Consider the following 18,210-nt stretch of genomic DNA (forward strand, 5'->3'; position numbering starts at 1 on the left):
GGCAGGCCCACTCCATGAGCAACGATACCTTACCCAGCCTGCTGCAGGCGCAGTCCGAGCAGCGCGGCACCGCCGTCGCCATCCGCCACAAGCGGCTGGGCATCTGGCATGCCTTGCACTGGCAGGATGCGCAGCGCGAGGTACTGCAGCTCGCTGCCGTCTTGCGTGAGCGCGGCTTCAACAAGGGGGATGCGCTCTTCCTGCTGAGCCACCCACGCCCGCAAGCCTTGCTGCTGCAGCTGGCGGCGCAGTGGCTGGGCGGCCTGGCCGCGCCGGTGGATCTGCTGGTGGAGCGTGCGGTGACGGTGCAGCTGTTGCAAAAGTTGCGTCCAGCCTTTGTCTTTGCCGAGGGCGAGGATGAGGTGGATCTGCTGGCCGAGGCGGGTGTTACGCCGCGCCTGGTGATCTACGCTGACCGGCGTGGTCTGGCGGTCGATGCTGTGGCTTCACGTCTGGATTATGCCGACGCGCTCACGCTGGCGGCTGCAACCCTGCGCGATGCACCGCTAGTAGCCCCGGTGGATCATGCTTTTGCCTTTCACCGACTGGATGCGCAAGGGCTGGTGCATTTGCAGACTATAAGCCATCACGAGTTGCTGAATGAGGGGCGGCGCCTGTTGCGGCAGGAAAACCTCAGCGCGGCGGATGAAGCGCTGGCGGCGCGGGCGTTTGCTGCCAGCGGCCATGCACGTTATCTGCTGGCACCCTGGCTCTTGGCAGGCTTTCGTTTGAATTTCCCGGAAAACCTGGCGACCCGCGATAACGACCGCCGTGAGCTCGGCCCCACATTGGTGGCGGGCACCCGTGAGACTTATCAGCGGCTGGAGTCGCTGGTGCAGCAACGCATGCCGCAGCCGGGCAGCTGGCGGCGGCGTCTGGTGGATTGGGCCTTGCGCACCTCAAGCGCGACGCGCAATCCTTCGCCCGTATCGTTAAAACCAGCGGCGAGGCCGAATCGTCGCTTCAGTTTGCAACTGGCCTTGGCGCAGTGGCTGGTGATAGGCCCGCTGCGCGATGTCATCGGCTTCAGCCGTACGCGCGTGCCTTTGCTGGTGGGCGAGCCCTTGCCGGAATCTTCACTGCGCTTTTTCCGCAGCCTCGGCATCGAGATTCGTAACTGGGAAGAGCAAGCCTATTGGTATGTGCTGGAAGGCGGCAAGGCGCGCGTGGTCAAGCGTGGGCCCTCGTCGCTGCAAGTACAAGCCAGCGTCAGCCTCTCGGCCGCCACCATCAACACGGCGGGGATCCCATCATGAGCAGCCCCTTGCTTGAGCTGAGCCATATCTCGTTGTCATTCAAAGGCGTGAAGGCGATTACCGATATCAGCTTTGCCGTTAATGAGGGCGAGATTTGCGCCCTGATCGGCCCTAATGGCGCCGGTAAAAGCTCGCTGTTGAATGTGATCAATGGCGTGTATCAGCCGGATATCGGCGACATCATATATGCCGGTACCCGTTTGCGTCGCATGCAGCCCCATGCGGCGGCGCGTCGCGGCATTGCCCGCACATTTCAGAACATCGCCTTGTTCAAGGGGATGAGCGTGCTGGATAACGTGCTGACTGGGCGCAACCTGAAGGTGCGTGGCAGCTGGCTGGAGCAGGCGTTGCATATCGGCCGGGCACCGGGCGATGAAGTGATACAGCGCAAGCGCGCTGAAGAGATCATTGATTTTCTGCGCATACAGCCTTGGCGCAACAGCATCGTCGGCACCTTGCCCTATGGCCTGCAAAAGCGCGTGGAGCTGGCGCGTGCGCTGGCGGCCGAGCCCCGGCTTCTGCTGCTGGATGAGCCCATGGCGGGCATGAACCACGAGGAAAAAGCCGACATGAGCCGCTTTATCCTGGATACCCAGCGCGAGTTTGGTACCACCATCGTGCTGATCGAACACGATATTGGCGTGGTGATGAATCTCTCTGACCACGTGGTGGTGCTGGATTATGGCAAGAAAATTGGCGATGGCACGCCGCAGGAGGTGCGCGAAAACCCGGACGTGATCGCGGCGTATCTGGGGACATCGCATTAAGCAGGTTCATACACGATTGGTCACCCTCTGGGGAAAGTAACGAAATGGAATTTTTCTTTGAAGTATTGCTGGGCGGGCTGTTGGCGGGCGTGATGTATTCGCTGGTCGCTATTGGCTTCGTGCTCATCTACAAGGCATCAGGCGTGTTCAATTTCGCGCAGGGTTCCATGGTGCTGTTTGCCGCGTTGACCTTTGTCAGCCTGCTGGAGCGTGGCATCCCGTTCTGGCTGACCTTTGGTATCACTATGTTGACCATGGTGGTGCTGGCGTGGGCGATTGAGCGCTTCATGCTGCGCAAGCTGGTCAACCGGCCGCCGATTACGCTGTTTATGGCGACGCTGGGGCTGAGTTACATGATCGAAGGTCTGGCGCAGGCGGTATGGGGTGCTCAGGTGCACGGTCTGGAGCTAGGCATCAGCGATGAGCCGCTGGAGCTGGGCGGCATGCTGCTGTCGCAGTTTGATATTTTTGCGGCGGGCGTGGCTGGCGTGCTGGTGATCTTTTTATCCTGGCTGTTCAACAAGACCCGCACCGGGATTTCCTTGCGGGCTGTGGCTGATGACCAGCTGGCTGCACTGGCGGTGGGTATCAAGCTGCAACGTATCTGGTTGATCGTCTGGGCGGTGGCCGGGTTTGTCGGGCTGGTGGCCGGACTGTTGTGGGGCGCGCGCCTGGGCGTGCAGTTCTCCTTGTCTCTGGTGGTGCTGAAAGCCTTGCCAGTGCTGATTATCGGTGGCTTTACCTCGATTGGAGGTGCCATCGTTGGCGGTCTTATTATCGGCGCCTCGGAAAAGCTGGCCGAGGTCTTTATCGGGCCCATCATCGGCGGTGGTATTGAAAACTGGTTCCCGTATGTGTTGGCCCTGGTGTTTTTGCTGGTGCGGCCAGCGGGTATTTTTGGCGAACGCGCCATCGAGCGCGTGTAGGAGAGCAGCATGCTGTATAGAGAATCCGGGCAATTCATCAGCGATTACCGTGCCGATCGCCGACTCTTCCGCTTGTGGCAGGAGCGGGCAGGCTTTTACCTGCTGCTGGTGTTTGCCTTTGCCGTGGTGCCCTTCATTGCCAACGATTACTGGTTCAGCGCCATCTTGGTGCCATTCCTGGTGCTGTCGCTGGCGGGGTTGGGGCTGAATCTGCTCACCGGTTATGCCGGGCAGTTATCGCTGGGCTCGGCGGCCTTCATGGCGGTGGGGGCGTTTGCGGCCTACAACTTCCATTTGCGTATCGAGGGCCTGCCTTTTCTGCTGAGCTTTATTCTGGGCGGGGTAGCCGCTGCGGGCGTTGGCATCCTGTTTGGCTTGCCCAGTCTACGCATCAAGGGCTTCTACCTGCTGGTGTCGACGCTGGCGGCGCAGTTTTTTGTGCAATGGGTGCTGACCAGTGTTGGCTGGTTTTCCAATAACAATGCCTCCGGCGTTATCACGGCGCCCCCCCTGCTGATTTGGGGCCGTGATTTCAGTTCGCCCGCAGGCCGTTACCTGCTGACGCTGGCGGTGGTGGTGGCGCTGGCGCTGCTTGCGCGCAACATCGTGCGCAGCGAGCTGGGCCGTCACTGGATGGCGGTGCGCGATATGGATACGGCGGCGGCAGTGATCGGTATTCCCATCCTCAAGACCAAGCTGCTGGCGTTTGCCATCAGCTCGTTCTTCCTGGGGGTGGCCGGGGCCTTGTGGGCATTTACTTACCTGGGCACGGTGGAGCCGCATGGCTTTGATCTCACACGCTCGTTCCAGATCCTGTTCATCATCATCATCGGCGGCATGGGCAGCATTCTGGGCAATTTCCTGGGGGCGGCATTTATCGTGCTGCTGCCGATCTTGCTGTCGAATCTATCCGGCACAGTGCTGGCGGGGCTGATCGACCCCGGTCAACTGGAAAACCTGCAAAAGATCATTTTTGGCGGGCTGATTGTGTTCTTCCTGATCAAGGAGCCGTTTGGTCTCGCCCGCCTGTGGCAAAACTTCCGTGAGCGCAGCCGCATCTGGCCGCTACGGTACTGATTACCGCGCTGGTGGCGCTGGTGATGTCAACATCTCCCGGCGCGGCCACGCACACACTTAGTCAATAGGGGGCGAAGCATCATGTGTTGAATTCCGGCATTTGTGCGGTCTTTTATATAACTAAAAACGCTGTTGATTTATTTAATTAAAACCAAGGAGTCTATCTGATGTTACGAGTTGTCCAACAAGGCCTTAAGCTGGCCGCGGCTATCGGCCTGGGGTCTAGTCTGCTCAGTGCCAGTCTGTTTGCAGGCAGCGCCCAGGCAGCAAATGAGCAGTATTTTCCATTGCAGAGTTACCGCGTAGGCCCTTACGCGGCTGGCGGTACCGGTTTTTTCGGTGGCTTTATCGATTATCTGCAATACGTGAATACCAAGGAAGGCGGCGTTAACGGCGTCAAATTCACTTGGAGCGAGTGCGAAACCGAATACGTGGTGGAAAAAGGCGTGGAGTGCTACGAGCGCCTGAAGAAGGGCTTGAACGGCGCCCCCGCTGCTGCGACCAATCCGCTGTCCGTGGGCATTGCCTACGCCACGCTGGAGCGCTCGGCTGCCGACAAGCTGCCGCTGATCACCATCAACCATGGCCGCACGGACTCTACCGATGGCAGCGTATTCCCGTATGTGTTCCCGCTGCAGTTGAACCCGTATAGCGAAGTGTCCGCCATCATCAACTACATCGCCACCAAGTCAGGCGGCCTGGATAAGCTCAAGGGCAAGAAGATCGTGACCCTGTACCACGGCTCGCCTTATGGCAAGGAAACCAATCCCATCTTGGAATTGCTGGCCAAGAAATACGGCTTTGAGCTGACCCTGCTGGAAGTGCCACACCCCGGCAACGAGCAGCAATCGCAATGGCTCAACATCCGCCGTATCAAGCCGGATTGGGTGATCTTGCGTGGCTGGGGCGTGATGAATCCGGTGGCGCTAAAGACGGCCCAGAAGACCGGCTTCCCGGCGGACCACATCATCGGCAACATTTGGAGCAACTCGGAAGAAGATGCTGCACCAGCGGGCTCGGCTGCCAAAGGCTTTATCTCGATCACCACGCATCCTTCTGGTACCAACTTTCCGGTATTACAGGATATCGACAAGGTCGTGCTGAAAGCGGGCAAGGGCAATCTGCAAGATCCCAAGCGCTTTGGCACCGTGTATTACAACCTGGGCGTGGTGAATGGCATTCTGAACGTGGAAGCCGTGCGTGTGGCCCAGGCCAAGTTTGGCAAACGTCCGCTGACCGGCGAAGAAGTACGCTGGGGCTTTGAAAACATCCGCCTGGATGAAAAGCGCCTGAAGGAACTCGGTGCCTATGGCCTGGTGCAACCACTCAAGCTGTCTTGCTCTGACCATGAGGGCGGCGGTGCTGTGCGCTTCCAGCAGTGGGATGGCAGTAAATGGAACGTGATCTCGGATTGGGTACAGGCAGACCGCAAGTTGCTGCGTCCTATCATCGAAGAGTCATCGCACCAGTATGCCAAGGAAAAAGGCATTACCCCACGCGATTGCTCCAAGGAATCTTGATCGCCCTGAGCTGAAAGGCACTGCGTGAGCCCCGCAGTGCTGTTCATGAAACAGGCTCGCGACGTGATCCCCCTTGGTTGCGTGACGTGAGCCTGATTCCGGTTGCGCCTTTGTTGCCGATGGCAATGAGGGCGCCTCCGAAATCATTACCTGATGGAGTGCGCCATGACGGCCCCTTTGCTGCAACTTGATAACATTGAAGTCATCTACGACAAGGTGATCCTTGCCGTGCGCAACATCTCGCTCAAGGTCGCTCCCGGCAGTATTGTCGCCCTGCTGGGGGCAAATGGCGCGGGCAAGAGCACCACGCTCAAGGCGATTTCCGGCCTTGCCAATGCCGAGCGCGGCGAGGTAGTGGATGGCCGCATCTATTATCTCAACCGCGATATCACCAGTGCCAGCCCTCATAGTTTGGTCGAACTTGGCCTGGTGCAGGTGCTGGAAGGCCGCCATTGTTTTGCGCACCTTAGCGTGGAAGAAAACCTGCTGACCGGCGGCTATGTGCGCCATCGCTCCCGTGCCAGGCTCACTGAATCGCTGGAGAAGATTTACCATTACTTCCCCCGCCTCAAGCTGTTGCGGCGCAATCAGGCTGGCTATACATCCGGCGGCGAGCAGCAGATGGTGGCGATAGGTCGCGCGCTGATGGCTGAACCCAAGCTGGTGCTGCTGGATGAGCCTTCCATGGGCCTGGCACCGCTGGTGGTGGAAGAGATTTTCGAGATCGTACATACGCTGAATCGCCAGCAGGGCGTGAGTTTTCTGCTGGCCGAGCAGAACGCCAGCATTGCCCTCAAGTATGCGGATGTGGGGTACATCATCGAAAGCGGCCGTGTGGCGGCGGAAGGCACCACCGCCGACCTGAAAAACCGCAGTGATCTGCAGGCGCTGTATCTGGGGCTGGAAGCCGCCTAGACGCAGGCTTTGGCGTGAATGATTGGTTTAAAACGTACTGGATAATTGAGCGGGCTGCAGAGGCCTATCGTTAGCTGAATGGACTCGCTGGTGTAGCGTATCAGTCCTCAAACATACACATCAATAGGGGGATTCTGGCTACGGTCTACTTCTGCGCTGCTGGCTTTCTGCTTCAACTCTTCGCGCATCTGGTCCAGCAGTTTCTGCTTGTCTTCCGGGCTCATGGCCTCAAAATCTTCCTTGCTGATGCCGTGCGCATGCATCCACGACCATTGCAGCTTTTCCGCGTACGACATTTTCATGTAATCCTGCAGCTCTTGTGCCGGATCACTCTTGACCGTGCTGTTTTCCAGCGTTTTTTCGGATGCTGCCACGCTGCTGGCGCTGGCGGTTTGCTGCGTACTTTCTTCGGTCGTCAGCGTGCTCAGCTCCAGCGCTTTTGCCTGACTGCTATCCACACGCGTACGATAAGCCGCCGCCGCTCCCAGCGGCGTGGCAGTGATGAATGGGCTGATACTCATTGCAGGACTCCCCGACTCTTGTTATTGGCTGATCGCACACACGATGCGTCAGCCTTGCATCATAGTCAGCGGGGCGGTGCGGCATAGGCCGGAACAGAACGGAAATTGGCGGTTTGTTTGCGGTTATGAAATGCGGAGCCACGTAAGTGGCCCCGATGTGAATTAATGCGGGGGACTGGCAGACTGGGGCGTGTAGCTCCACTTGGGTATCCATAAAAGGGCCAGTAGCGAAACCAGCGCAATGGCAATGCTGATCCACAACATGAGCGGATAGCTTGCCATGCGTTGCGGGTAGATATGCAGTACTGCACCCAGGCCAATGGCATTGCCGCCTGCTACAAGCACGGCGGCCGCGTAATCCTGAAAGCGGCGTGCGCGGTTGGCGCCCTGCGCCCATTGTGGATCGGTGTTGTAGCTGGGCAGGCCGTGGTCATCATTACCCAATTGCTCCAGCTGCGAAAGAAACCGGCGCAGATTGGTGATGGCGCGCTCGGTTTTGTAATTCAGAAATGCCAGGCAGGTGGAAGCCACGGGAAAGCCCAGCACCAGCCACTCCACCGGCAGGGTATCCGTGCCAGCGCCGGGCTTGAGGGCAACCAGCGCCGCCAGCAGGCTGACCGTGAGGGTGACATACAGCGTAAGCGCCTGCTGCCGCTGGTTGATGCGAGCGTTGACCTCCTGATAACCGGCAATAAAGCGGTAATTGGCGTCTACATGGTGCGGTTTGCTCATGTCATGCGATCTCCTTGGACTGGCGTTAACCATGGGCGGGCAAGGCGATGCTTTGCGCTTGCCCGACGGATGTGGATGGATAAGGCGTGGTTTAAACCTCGCTTAACGCTTGTTCCAGATCGGCAATCAGGTCGTCCACATGCTCAATACCGACTGACAAGCGCACCAGGTCTTCGCTCACGCCGGCTTTTTTCAGCTCTTCCGGGCTGAGCTGGCGATGCGTTGTGGTGGCTGGGTGGCACGCCAGGCTCTTGGCATCGCCAATATTGACCAGGCGGGTGAAGAGCTTGAGCGCGTCGATAAAACGCGTGCCTCCCTCAAGGCCATGCTCGACCCCAAACGACAGGATGCCGGAGGCGCGGCCGCTCAGGTATTTATCGACCAGCGCACGGTCAGGATGGTCTGGCAGCCCGGCGTAATTGACCCATTTCACCTTGGGGTGTTGCTGCAGGTATTGGGCTATGCGCAAGGCATTGTCGCTGTGGCGCTCAATCCGCAGCGGCAGGGTTTCCAGCCCCTGCAGGATGAGGAAGCTATTGAACGGGCTGATGGCCGCCCCCGTATTGCGCAGCGGCACCACGCGGGCGCGGGCAATATAGGCGGCGGCGCCCAGCGCTTCCACGTAGTTGACACCGTGGTAGCTGGGGTCGGGCGTATTCAGGCTGGGGAAACGTTCGGCATGTTCGCCCCAGGGAAATTTGCCGCTATCGATAATGGCGCCGCCGATGGAGTTGCCGTGGCCGCCTATGTATTTGGTCAGCGAGTGCACCACGATATCCACGCCATGCTCGAATGGCCGCGCCAGGATAGGCGTGGCGACCGTGCTGTCGACGACTACTGGCACGCCATGGCGATGCGCATGGCGGCTGATGGCTTCAAGGTCCACCACATTGCCAAGCGGATTGCCTATGGTTTCGGCAAATACCAGCTTGGTTTTGCTATCAATCAGTTTTTCCAGTGAAGCCGGGTCGCGATAATCAAAAAAGCGCACTTCGATGCCCTGCTTGGGCAGGGTGTGGGCAAAGTAATTATAGGTGCCGCCATACAGCGTGGAGACGGAGACGATATTGTCCCCTGCCTCCGCGATGGTCTGGATGGCATAAGTAATCGCCGCCATGCCCGAGGCCAGCGCCAGCGCGCCTATACCGCCTTCGAGCTGGGCCAGGCGTTCTTCCAGCACAGCGGTGGTTGGGTTCATGATGCGGGTGTAGATATTGCCCTGGACTTTCAGGTCAAACAGATCAGCGCCATGCTGGGTGTTATCAAAGGCATACGAGCTGGTCTGGTAGATGGGCACGGCCACCGCTTTTGTAGTGGGGTCTGGCGAATAGCCAGCGTGGATGGCAAGGGTTTCTGGTTTCATGGTTTCTCCTGTTGCGTTGTTGTTGTGGCGTTACTATAAACCCGGCGCGCGGCCGGGTTTATACCATTTGGTCAGATGCTTATAACCAAGGATGCCGAGGCGGATTGACCTTGTTCAGGTAGTAATTGCCGATAGCATGGAATTTCCAGCGCACCGGATCGTGCAGCGTGTGCGTGCGGGCATTGCGCCAATGGCGGTCCAGGTTGTATTCCTCCAGTGTGGAGCGCGTGCCGCCCAGTTCAAACAGCTTGTTGCTGGCTAGCAGCGCAATCTCAGTGGTGAGTACCTTGGCCTCGGCAACAGCGATCGAGGCGGCCGCCACGCTGGCTTCGTCTGGCGTATTCGCGGCGATGGCCAGTTTGTCGGCGGCACGGTCCAACAGGGCTTCGGCGGCATGCAGACGTAATTCAAGGTCGCCAACCTGCTGAATGGTGTAAGGGTCGTCGCTGGCGCGTTCGATATCCTTGGCATCTATCCATGGCCGGGCTGACTGGCGGACATACTCGAGCGTGGCGGCAATGCTGCCGGTGGCAATACCGGCGTCGACGGCGGCCTGGATGAACTGGGAGCTGGGACCACCTATCGTGGGCCGGGCAAATGCCTGATAGATGGGCACGACATGGTTGGCCGGTACCCGCACCTGATCAATCAGCACGGTACCGCTGGCGGTGGTGCGCTGCCCAAAGCTGGACCAGTCATTGACCACCGTGAGTCCCGGTGTCCCCTGTTCTGCCAGCGCCAGATGCGGCAATCCAGCGCTATCGACCGCCACAATGGGAATCCAGTGCGCCAGCAAGGCGCCGGTGGCAAAAAACTTGGTGCCATTGACGATGTAATCCTGGCCATCAGGCTGAATCAGCGTGGAAAACTCGGCCACCGTGCGGCCGCCTTTTTCCGAGAAGGCATTGCCAAAGCGGGCGCCGCGTAGCACCAGATCAAAGAAGTAGCGCTTTTGCGCCTCGGTGCCATCCAGGATCAGGTGCTCAATAATCACCAGATGGTTTTGCGGCAACTGCCCGAGCGATGGGTCCACGGCAGAAATGATCTTGATAACCTCGCCCAGGGTGCGATACGACACCCCCGCGCCACCGTATTGTTTGGGAATGGTGATGGCCCATAGGCCACTTTGCGAAAAAGCATCCAATTCCTGCACCGGCAGGCGGCGTTCGCGGTCGCGCTGGGCCGCCTCGCGAGCAAATTCGGCGGCCAGTTTGTGGGCAATCTCAATTGCTTCCGCATCCGACTGAATGCGATGAGCTGGCTGGCTTAATACAGGCTTGGGCAGGGTGTTGGGTGGTGTACTCATGAAAATCTCCTGAAATGAGGTGATATGCGCAAGCGGTCTTGCAGGCCGCTTGCGCTGATAGGGATTAGAAGCGATAGCCCACATTGACCGAGTAGATAAAGGGATTCACATCCACATCGCCGACATCATTGCCATTGATGCTGACTTTGCTATTGATGCGCGCATAGCGGATGTCGGCACCTACGGTCCAGTGATCATCCAGCGCGTAGTCCAGGCCAGCCTGTAAGGCAGGGCCCCATGAGCTACCCAGCTTGAGCTTGTCGCCGCTGTCCAGTTTTTCATCGAGAAATCGTGTGTAGTTGATGCCTACGCCGACAAACGGCCGCAAGGTGGCTTCTGGCCTGAAGTGATATTGCAGGCTGAGGATAGGCGGCAGATGCTTGGCTTCACCTGCGCGGCTGCCGTTGACATCAATCTGGTGCTTGAAGGCTAAACCACCCAGCAGGTCGAGCGCCCAATGAGGCGTGATGAAATAACCGATGTTGAATGAAGGGCCGACGCGGTTACCGATATCGACTTCGGCGCTATGGTTGATGATGCTGCCGTTATCCGAGGTTGGCACAATGAAGGAGGCACCTGCGCGTAATTGCCATGGACCTGCGGTATCGCTTTCTGCCAGGGCGGGTGTCGCCACGACAAGGCCGAGCCACAGGCTACCCAGGATAAGACGTAGAGGGTGAGATAATGCAGAGTGGGACATAGTTCTTCCTTTTGTAATTAATAGGTAATTGCAAAAGTGCGAGCCATTGGTATTGGTATTGCACCCATGATCTACTTAGCAGAGATCGGGCCAGATTTAATATATTGATTTTTAACGATATTGTTTTTTTAGGGGGTTGCCTGACCAGCAGACTGCTGGCAGCGTGCTGCATAAGAAGCGACCTTGTGCAGCACGAGCATAAAAAAAGCCCGTTGCGAACAACGGGCAGTGAGAGGCGCGGGGAGCCGCCGGCGCCTGATGGCGTCGGCGGGCAAATTAGAAGAAATGGGCGACGTGGAAGATGACCTTTACGCCATCGATGTCAGCCTGGTTGTTGTCCTGCTGCTGTTTGAACCAGAAGGTATCAATACGCACATTGCTACCCTTGATCAGGTAGCTGGCGCCCAGGTCCAGGCGCCGGGTGTTGGTATTGGTGGTGTCGTTGTCAAAGTCCTGATACACAAACTTGGGCTGGATCTTGCCGATGCCCACCGTTTGCGCAAAGGCATAGCTGCCGGTGACAAAGTAACCTTTGCCCTGTGGTGCCAGGGTATCGCCAGTGCTGTCGTTGTTGTAGTTGTAATAGGAGGCTTCGGCACCGACGACGGCACCATTTTCCAGCGGTTTTTCCAGGCGGCCGTCTACGTTCCAGTAGCGGTAATCACCGGGGTTGGTAATGGTGCCCGCGCCATCTTTCTGGAAGCGGTAAGAGCCACCGACGGACAGGATGGATTTTGAACCATCATAGCTCGCGAGATTGTAGAAGCCGGGCTCGGTATCCCAGAAGTTGTATTGCAGGCGACCAGCAAATGACAGATTGTCTGACTGGTTGGAACTGCCATCGCGGCGCTTGAAGGCGCCCATCTGGTATTTCAGTGCCTGACTTTCGTTGGAACCCCAGACGGTGGCGCCATCATCACGACCACCAAAGCGGTTGGGGGCCTGCTCGACCAGCGGGAAGTCAAAGGTCGGCGGATACATCGGGGCTGAAGCGGAAGCGCGGCTGGCTGGCGGCAAAAAGCGGCCCACCCACACGTTGAAATACTTGTTCAGCTCCAGGCCAACGTGCGCATCCAGAATCTCGATCTGGTTATCGGCGGCATTGCGCGCAAAGTTGAATTCAAACGACACATTCTCATGCACCTTGCCGTTGGTGTAGAGACGCGCTTCTTCGGTCTCAAAGTCATTGGAGCGATCTTTGCCGTTAGGCGCTGCATCCTTGATCGAACTGTAGCTGCCACGATACGCCACGCCGATGTTGATGAACTGATCTTCGTCGCGTTGGAATGTGGGTGCCGCCAGTGCCGCCGCGCTGCTCCCCAGCAAGACTGCTGAAACCGCCAGTGTTGCCCAGTATGATGTGAATAATGAGTTTTGCATTGTTATATACCCTGATAGTGATGGTGAAAACGTCATCGCCGCGGCCTGCAAATGCTGCACTGCAGGCAAGCTGACAAATCGAGGGTATATAGGCACGGAGCGTGCCATGTGTGAGCTTGTTTTAAATCAATAAGTTATTAATTTTTATGCAAAAACGACTTGCTGGATGATCAGCAGGATGACGAATGGGTGCTGGTGGGAAAGCAGGTTTTAAGCCTGGAGCCCATAAGGTATGAAGCGCGTTTAAATTGCCAATTTAAATTGGCAAGCATGAGATACTCATCGGCTCATAGGTAGTGGGCGTGTATGCTGATTGCCTGTCAGGCATCTGCATTTTTGCTCTTGCCGAAATCGTTTCTTGTCTGCCGTGCCACCGTCATATCCCAGCTCTATGCAATATGCCCGGCAGTCTGCATCCATCTCATCCATCTTGACGTTAATCAGGCTATAAATGCCCCATGCCAAAAGGGGCATCCACCAAAGCGGCGAATGCCATGCGAGATAGGCTTTGATGACGCGCCACACTCTGGCGCGATCCAATGACCTGAATTGCATTGCTGCCTTGAATCCTTCGCTAAGCTAAACCAATACCTCGCGCCATCAGCACGGCCAGCAGAGGAATAATCAACAGCAGCAGCATTTCCAGCCGGATGACCATGATGATGCTTTTAGGCACAACGATACTGGATGCGGTGCTGTTTCGATGACGCAACAGGAATAGGGTGGGGTGGATGGACAGCAGGCCGATCAGCACGAACAGCGTGACCTTGGCATGAAACACCGGGTTGGCCATGTAAAACGCCGATGGCTTGCCGACAGCAAAGGCGAGCAGTAGCCCTGTCACTAGAATCACCCCGGCGGATATACCGTAAATCAGATCAATCAGTGCGACCTTCTTTAACGCAGCGGCGGACATGTCTGCCTTGAGTTGCAGATGCTCGACCATCAGCGAGGAGGCGAGCACCAGAATGCCGATGAAGTGCAGGTATTTGACGATGACGTAACTCATGAGCTTAGCCTTTGCTAGGAGATGAAGAGGAGGTTGGGTGGTTTATCTTGCCATCACCGTATGTGCGCAGCACCTCGGAGATGATGACTTGATAGCCGTTGAGCCAATTGGCCTGGGCGGCTTTGGCTTCGAGATGCTTGGGGTGTTGCATCAGCGCTTGCAGTCCGTCCATCGTCTTCCAGTAATAAGTGTTGGCGATAAGACCGGAGCTGGGGTTTTCCCAGCTTTCTTCGCCTAGGTAGCCACTGGTTTGCCTGGCGGCTTCGGCAATGGCGTTATCCAGGGCATAAAATGCCTCGTTAAACTGTTTCTTGTCAAAAATGAATGTTGCGGAATACATGCCTAACCCCGGGAAAGCTTGAATTTAAAAGTGAAATGCATAGCAATAAATGATTCAGCCTGCAGGTATGAATTTATTGGCAGTAGCGGCCAAGCAGATCATTCATGGGGCTGTTTTCCGTGATGGTCGTACCCATGATGGCGTTTTCTGCCTGTTGCGGGCCGGTTACCGGCATGCCTTTGACGGTATGTGGGCCTGACCATACTTCCCTGCCGGTCTGGTCAAAATAGCGATGCCATTCCGGCCACCATTCTTCTTCACCACAGCTTAAAAACACGCGCATTTCGCTGGTGTAGTAGCGGTAGTTTTTGCCTTCTATGGTCTCGATTTGCGGTGTTTTGCACTCGGTGCGAAATGTCATGCGCAGGTACTGGTCTTTATCCTGCGTGACTTTTTCCACCATGGTGTTGCTGAAGACCTGGCAGCCATCCGGTGTCTGGCCGAACGCTTGCCAGGCGGACCCAGCAGCTGGCATTAAGGGGCTGAAAAGGCAAAGACTGAGCAAGGCAATGAGGCGCATGAGAGTACCCCTGAGGCTAACACGTCGGTTGTTAAGCCTGAACATGTGGTTTACGCCTGTGGTGTGAGGCGGCTCAATCGCCACACATGTTCCTCTGCCGGGATGTGGCCTTTGAAGCCACCGGCGACATCAGCGCTTTCCAGCAGGTGAAGAATGTAGTGCGCCTGATAATGTTGCTTTACCTCGGCATCGTCCACTGAAAACGGCGGGCCGGACATCTGCGATTGCTCGTATAGGTAGCAGATGAGCAGTTGTGGCGCGGTGTGGCTGATGGCGGTGAGATGCGCCGTGTATTTATCCCTGAGCTGTGCGGGGAGAGCGACCATGGCTGCCCGGTCATAAATGGCATCCACCTGGCCCAGCGTGTCTGCCGTCAGGTCAAAAATATCTCCGACAAAAATATCGATGTGCGTGGCCCGATAGTGCCTGAGTTTGCCCAGTTGAATAATTTCCGGGGCCACGCCTAGCTCGGCGAATAATTGCGTCACCGCAAGTTCACTGAGCTCGGCCCCGGCCACGTGAAACCCTTGGCCCAATAGCCAGTGAATATCCAGCGTTTTGCCACAAAGCGGGATAAAGACGCGCGATTGCTGGGGAAGTCGCAGACTGGGCAGATGCTTCACCAGCAAGGCATTGGCGCTTGCTCCATGAAAGCCGATCTCGTTTCTTTCCCAGCGCTGATGCCAAAAGCTGGCTTCCATGGTCATCCTTTTGTGGTGGTGGCGGGTGTGATGGCCGCTTAATCAGGCCTTTTTAACAAATTCCGATTTCAGTTTCATGGCACCCACGCCATCAATCTTGCAGTCGATATTGTGATCGCTATCGACCAGGCGGATGTTTTTAACCTTGGTGCCGACCTTGACCACCAGTGAGGAGCCTTTGACTTTCAGGTCCTTGATCACGGTGACGGTATCGCCATCCACCAGCAAATTGCCATTGGCATCATGCACAACCAGCCCATCGGCCGTCGCAGGGGCTGCATCACCGGGTGTCCACTCATGGCCGCATTCCGGGCAAACCAGCATATTGCGGTCTTCATAGCCGTAGATGGAACTGCATTGGGGACAGGGAGGAATTTGACTCATGTTTGATCTCTTATCGTTTTAATCTTATGTTTGTAATGTTATGGCGTAGCCATGGCTCTGCCAGGGAGGGCCTGACACAACAGCCATCCCGTATGCGGATATTGTTTACATATTCACATAATTAGGCCCACCGCCGCCTTCGGGTGTCACCCACACAATGTTCTGCGTGGGGTCTTTTATATCGCAGGCTTTGCAATGGATGCAATTGGCGGCATTAATCTGCAGGCGCGGGTCGGTGTTTTCTTCCACGATCTCATATACGCCAGCCGGGCAGTAGCGTTGCTCGGGGGCATCGTACTTGGCGAGGTTGACCGTGATCGGTACCGAGGCATCTTTCAGCGTCAGGTGAACGGGCTGGTCTTCATCGTGCTGCACGTTGGAGAGGAAGATGGACGACAGGCGGTCAAAGGTCAGCACGCCGTCGGGTTTTGGGTAGGCGATGCGCGTGGCCTGGTCTTTGGTTTGCAGGCATTCGTTGTCGGCCTTGCCGTGTTTCAGTGTCCATGGCGTGCGTAAGCCAGCGCGGGCGAGCCACATTTCAAAGCCGCCATAGGCGGAGCCAAGCAGGCTGCCAAAGCGGGAGAGGGCAGGTTTGACATTGCGCACGGCGTCGAGGTCTTGCCAGATCCAGGAAGCGCGCAGTTTTTCCTGATAGCTGCTCAGAATGTCGTGCGAGCGCTCGCTGCCCAGGGCTTCAAACACCGCTTCGGCGGCCAGCATGCCGGATTTCATGGCATTGTGGCTGCCCTTGATGCGGGGCACGTTGACGAGGCCTGCCGCGCAGCCGATCAGCGCGCCACCAGGGAACACCAGCGTGGGCAGCGATTGCAGGCCACCTTCGTTGATGGTACGTGCGCCATAGCTGATGCGTTTGGCGCCTGCCAGCATGGGGGCGATTTTCGGGTGCGTTTTGAAGCGCTGAAATTCCTCAAACGGGCTTAAATAAGGATTGCTGTAATTGAGATGCACCACATAGCCGATGGCGGCGATATTGTCTTCCAGGTGGTAGATAAAGGCGCCGCCTCCGGTGTCGTTGTCCAGTGGCCAGCCTTGCGCATGCATCACCATCCCCGCCTTGTGCTGGCTGGAGTCAAGCTGCCACAGCTCCTTGAAGCCGATGCCATATTTTTGCGGCTCGGCGGTATCGCGCAGCGTGAATTGCTGCTCCAGCTTGCGGGTGAGCGAGCCGCGCGTGCCTTCGGCAATCAGGGTGTAATGGGCATGCAACTCCATGCCGGGCGCGAAGCCGGGCTTTTCGGTGCCATCGCGTGCCACGCCCATGTCGCCGGTGACTACACCTTTGAGGGCGCCGGATTCGTCATACAGAAGATCGTAACCGGTAAAGCCGGGGTAGATTTCCACGCCCAGCGCTTCGGCTTGCTCGCCCAGCCAGCGGGTGAGGTTGCCCAGGCTGATGATGTAATTGCCATGGTTGCTCATGAGCGGTGGCAGCAGTTTTTCCGGGATGGTGAAGCCGCCTTTTTCTGTCAGAAACAGAAAGTGATCTTCGGTGACTGCTGTGTGCAAAGGCGCACCCAGAGTTTTCCAGTCCGGGAAGAGTTCGTTCAATGCAATGGGGTCGATGACCGCGCCCGAGAGAATATGGGCGCCCACTTCGCTGCCTTTTTCCAGGATGCAGATACTGATTTCGCGCTCTTCGGCCTGTGCAAGTTGCTTGAGACGGATGGCGGCAGAGAGCCCGGCCGGGCCTGCGCCAACAATCAGTACATCGTAATTCATCACATCGCGTTGCATGGGTGGTCTTTCAGTTAAAGCAAAATGCTATTTGATAATGGGCAAGTCTATCTGGTCACTGCGCCCTGCATCCACGGTAAACGCCCGGCAGTAATCCAGGAAGGCGCGAATGCTGGCGGTGAGGTACTTTTTGCGATGCCAGACAAACATGAACTGGCGGCGCAGATCCAGCTCGGGCATCTCAATCGGCACCAGGCTGCCGCGCCGGAAGGCATCGCGCAACGCCAGACGCGAGATGCAGCCTATGCCAAGGCCGGATTCCACCGCGCGTTTGATGGCTTCGGTGTGTTCCAGCGTCAGGCGTATTTTAAGCCTAGATTGATGATGGCGCATCGCATGGTCAAAAGTTTCGCGGGTGCCGGAGCCCAGCTCGCGCAAAATCCAGGTCTCTTGCAGCAGGTCTTCCAGGCTGACGCCGGGCTTGTTTGCCAAGGGGTGATCGGGCGCGCAGAACACCACCAGTTCGTCATCCAGCCAAGGCTCCACGGCAAGGTCAGGGTGCTGGCAATTGCCTTCGATCAGGCCGAGGTCGAGGTCGTAATTGGCCACTTGCTGCAAAATTGCATTGGTATTTTGTACGTGCAGCTCAATTTGGCACTCATCATGTTGTTTCATAAAGGAACCGATGAGCAGAGTTGCGATATAATTGCCGATTGTCAACGTGGCGCCCACTCTGAGCAGACCCAGTGTGGTCTTGCCTTGCAGAACATGCTCGATTTCCGAAGCCTGATCCAGCAATGCGGCCGCCATCGGCAAAAGACTGCGCCCCAGATCGTTCAGCTTGAGCAATTTGCCAAGACGATCAAAGAACTGACAATCAAACTGGCGCTCCAGCTCGGCCAAGGCCGTGCTGGCAGCCGATTGCGATAGCGATAGCGCCTCTGCCGCCCGGGAGACATTCTCCAGGCGCGCGATGGCGACAAATACTTCCAGTTGTCTCAGGGTATAGCGCATATAGGTTTTGTAGATATGGATTATTAATATAATCAATTTAATAGATATTTTAGTGTCGTTTAAAATACACGGCAATACAGTCCA

Annotated in this window: 19 protein-coding genes; 6 read left to right on the forward strand and 13 right to left on the reverse strand. The window is 57.0% G+C overall.

Going from position 1 to position 18,210, the window contains the following annotated elements; translation table 11 throughout:
• Nucleotides 1-14 precede the first annotated feature (14 nt).
• From LG204_RS07840 to LG204_RS07865, 6 genes are all read left to right on the forward strand, one after another.
• The gene (locus LG204_RS07840; protein ID WP_230336745.1) at nt 15-1,256 is read left to right on the forward strand and encodes an AMP-binding protein; all 1,242 of its coding nucleotides are present in this window, start codon (nt 15-17) and stop codon (nt 1,254-1,256) included.
• Nucleotides 1,253-2,023, forward strand: coding sequence for an ABC transporter ATP-binding protein (locus LG204_RS07845; RefSeq protein WP_230336746.1), 771 nt, complete (start codon nt 1,253-1,255; stop codon nt 2,021-2,023). Before LG204_RS07840 ends, LG204_RS07845 begins: the two co-directional genes overlap by 4 nt.
• Nucleotides 2,024-2,067: 44 nt before the next feature.
• Entirely contained in the window at nt 2,068-2,949 is an 882-nt protein-coding gene (locus LG204_RS07850) for a branched-chain amino acid ABC transporter permease (protein ID WP_230336747.1), read from the forward strand.
• A 9-nt stretch (nt 2,950-2,958) separates the two neighbouring features.
• Entirely contained in the window at nt 2,959-4,026 is a 1,068-nt protein-coding gene (locus LG204_RS07855; RefSeq protein ID WP_230336748.1) for a branched-chain amino acid ABC transporter permease, read from the forward strand.
• 167 nt (nt 4,027-4,193) lie between these two features.
• A complete protein-coding gene (locus LG204_RS07860; protein ID WP_230336749.1) occupies nt 4,194-5,546 on the forward strand; it encodes an ABC transporter substrate-binding protein in 1,353 nt (450 codons plus the stop codon).
• Between the two features lie 165 nt (nt 5,547-5,711).
• On the forward strand, nt 5,712-6,461 hold the full coding sequence (locus LG204_RS07865) for an ABC transporter ATP-binding protein (protein ID WP_230336750.1): 750 nt from the start codon (nt 5,712-5,714) through the stop codon (nt 6,459-6,461).
• A gap of 107 nt (nt 6,462-6,568) precedes the next feature.
• Here LG204_RS07865 and LG204_RS07870 read toward each other — a convergent pair whose 3' ends face one another.
• From LG204_RS07870 to LG204_RS07930, 13 genes are all read right to left on the reverse strand, one after another.
• Nucleotides 6,569-6,982 carry a hypothetical protein gene (locus LG204_RS07870; protein ID WP_230336751.1) on the reverse strand — a complete coding sequence of 138 codons (414 nt, stop codon included), beginning with the start codon at nt 6,980-6,982 and terminating at the stop codon, nt 6,569-6,571.
• A gap of 162 nt (nt 6,983-7,144) precedes the next feature.
• Complete coding sequence (locus tag LG204_RS07875; protein WP_230336752.1) at nt 7,145-7,714, reverse strand: hypothetical protein; 570 nt, start codon at nt 7,712-7,714, stop codon at nt 7,145-7,147.
• A gap of 91 nt (nt 7,715-7,805) precedes the next feature.
• Nucleotides 7,806-9,077: an O-acetylhomoserine aminocarboxypropyltransferase/cysteine synthase family protein gene (locus tag LG204_RS07880; protein WP_230336753.1), complete on the reverse strand. Its 1,272-nt coding sequence runs from the start codon at nt 9,075-9,077 to the stop codon at nt 7,806-7,808.
• Nucleotides 9,078-9,156: 79 nt separating this feature from the next.
• On the reverse strand, nt 9,157-10,383 hold the full coding sequence (locus LG204_RS07885) for an SfnB family sulfur acquisition oxidoreductase (protein WP_230336754.1): 1,227 nt from the start codon (nt 10,381-10,383) through the stop codon (nt 9,157-9,159).
• Between the two features lie 64 nt (nt 10,384-10,447).
• On the reverse strand, nt 10,448-11,083 hold the full coding sequence (locus LG204_RS07890; protein ID WP_230336755.1) for an OmpW/AlkL family protein: 636 nt from the start codon (nt 11,081-11,083) through the stop codon (nt 10,448-10,450).
• A gap of 276 nt (nt 11,084-11,359) precedes the next feature.
• Nucleotides 11,360-12,463 (reverse strand): porin, encoded by a 1,104-nt coding sequence (locus LG204_RS07895; RefSeq protein WP_230336756.1) that lies wholly within the window; start codon nt 12,461-12,463, stop codon nt 11,360-11,362.
• A 574-nt stretch (nt 12,464-13,037) separates the two neighbouring features.
• On the reverse strand, nt 13,038-13,472 hold the full coding sequence (locus tag LG204_RS07900) for a DUF2214 family protein (RefSeq protein WP_230336757.1): 435 nt from the start codon (nt 13,470-13,472) through the stop codon (nt 13,038-13,040).
• Nucleotides 13,473-13,476: 4 nt separating this feature from the next.
• Entirely contained in the window at nt 13,477-13,812 is a 336-nt protein-coding gene (locus tag LG204_RS07905; protein WP_230336758.1) for an antibiotic biosynthesis monooxygenase family protein, read from the reverse strand.
• Nucleotides 13,813-13,885: 73 nt separating this feature from the next.
• Nucleotides 13,886-14,332: a hypothetical protein gene (locus LG204_RS07910; RefSeq protein WP_230336759.1), complete on the reverse strand. Its 447-nt coding sequence runs from the start codon at nt 14,330-14,332 to the stop codon at nt 13,886-13,888.
• 50 nt (nt 14,333-14,382) lie between these two features.
• Complete coding sequence (gene tmpT, locus LG204_RS07915; protein WP_230336760.1) at nt 14,383-15,033, reverse strand: thiopurine S-methyltransferase; 651 nt, start codon at nt 15,031-15,033, stop codon at nt 14,383-14,385.
• A 42-nt stretch (nt 15,034-15,075) separates the two neighbouring features.
• Entirely contained in the window at nt 15,076-15,417 is a 342-nt protein-coding gene (locus tag LG204_RS07920; RefSeq protein ID WP_230336761.1) for a zinc ribbon domain-containing protein YjdM, read from the reverse strand.
• Nucleotides 15,418-15,522: 105 nt separating this feature from the next.
• Nucleotides 15,523-17,172 (reverse strand): electron transfer flavoprotein-ubiquinone oxidoreductase, encoded by a 1,650-nt coding sequence (locus LG204_RS07925; protein WP_230336762.1) that lies wholly within the window; start codon nt 17,170-17,172, stop codon nt 15,523-15,525.
• 27 nt (nt 17,173-17,199) lie between these two features.
• Nucleotides 17,200-18,126, reverse strand: coding sequence for a LysR family transcriptional regulator (locus tag LG204_RS07930; RefSeq protein ID WP_230336763.1), 927 nt, complete (start codon nt 18,124-18,126; stop codon nt 17,200-17,202).
• Between the last annotated feature and the right edge of the window lie 84 nt (nt 18,127-18,210).

The organism is Methylovorus menthalis (genome assembly GCF_020523625.1).
GTDB classification, from domain to species: Bacteria; Pseudomonadota; Gammaproteobacteria; order Burkholderiales; family Methylophilaceae; genus Methylovorus; species Methylovorus menthalis.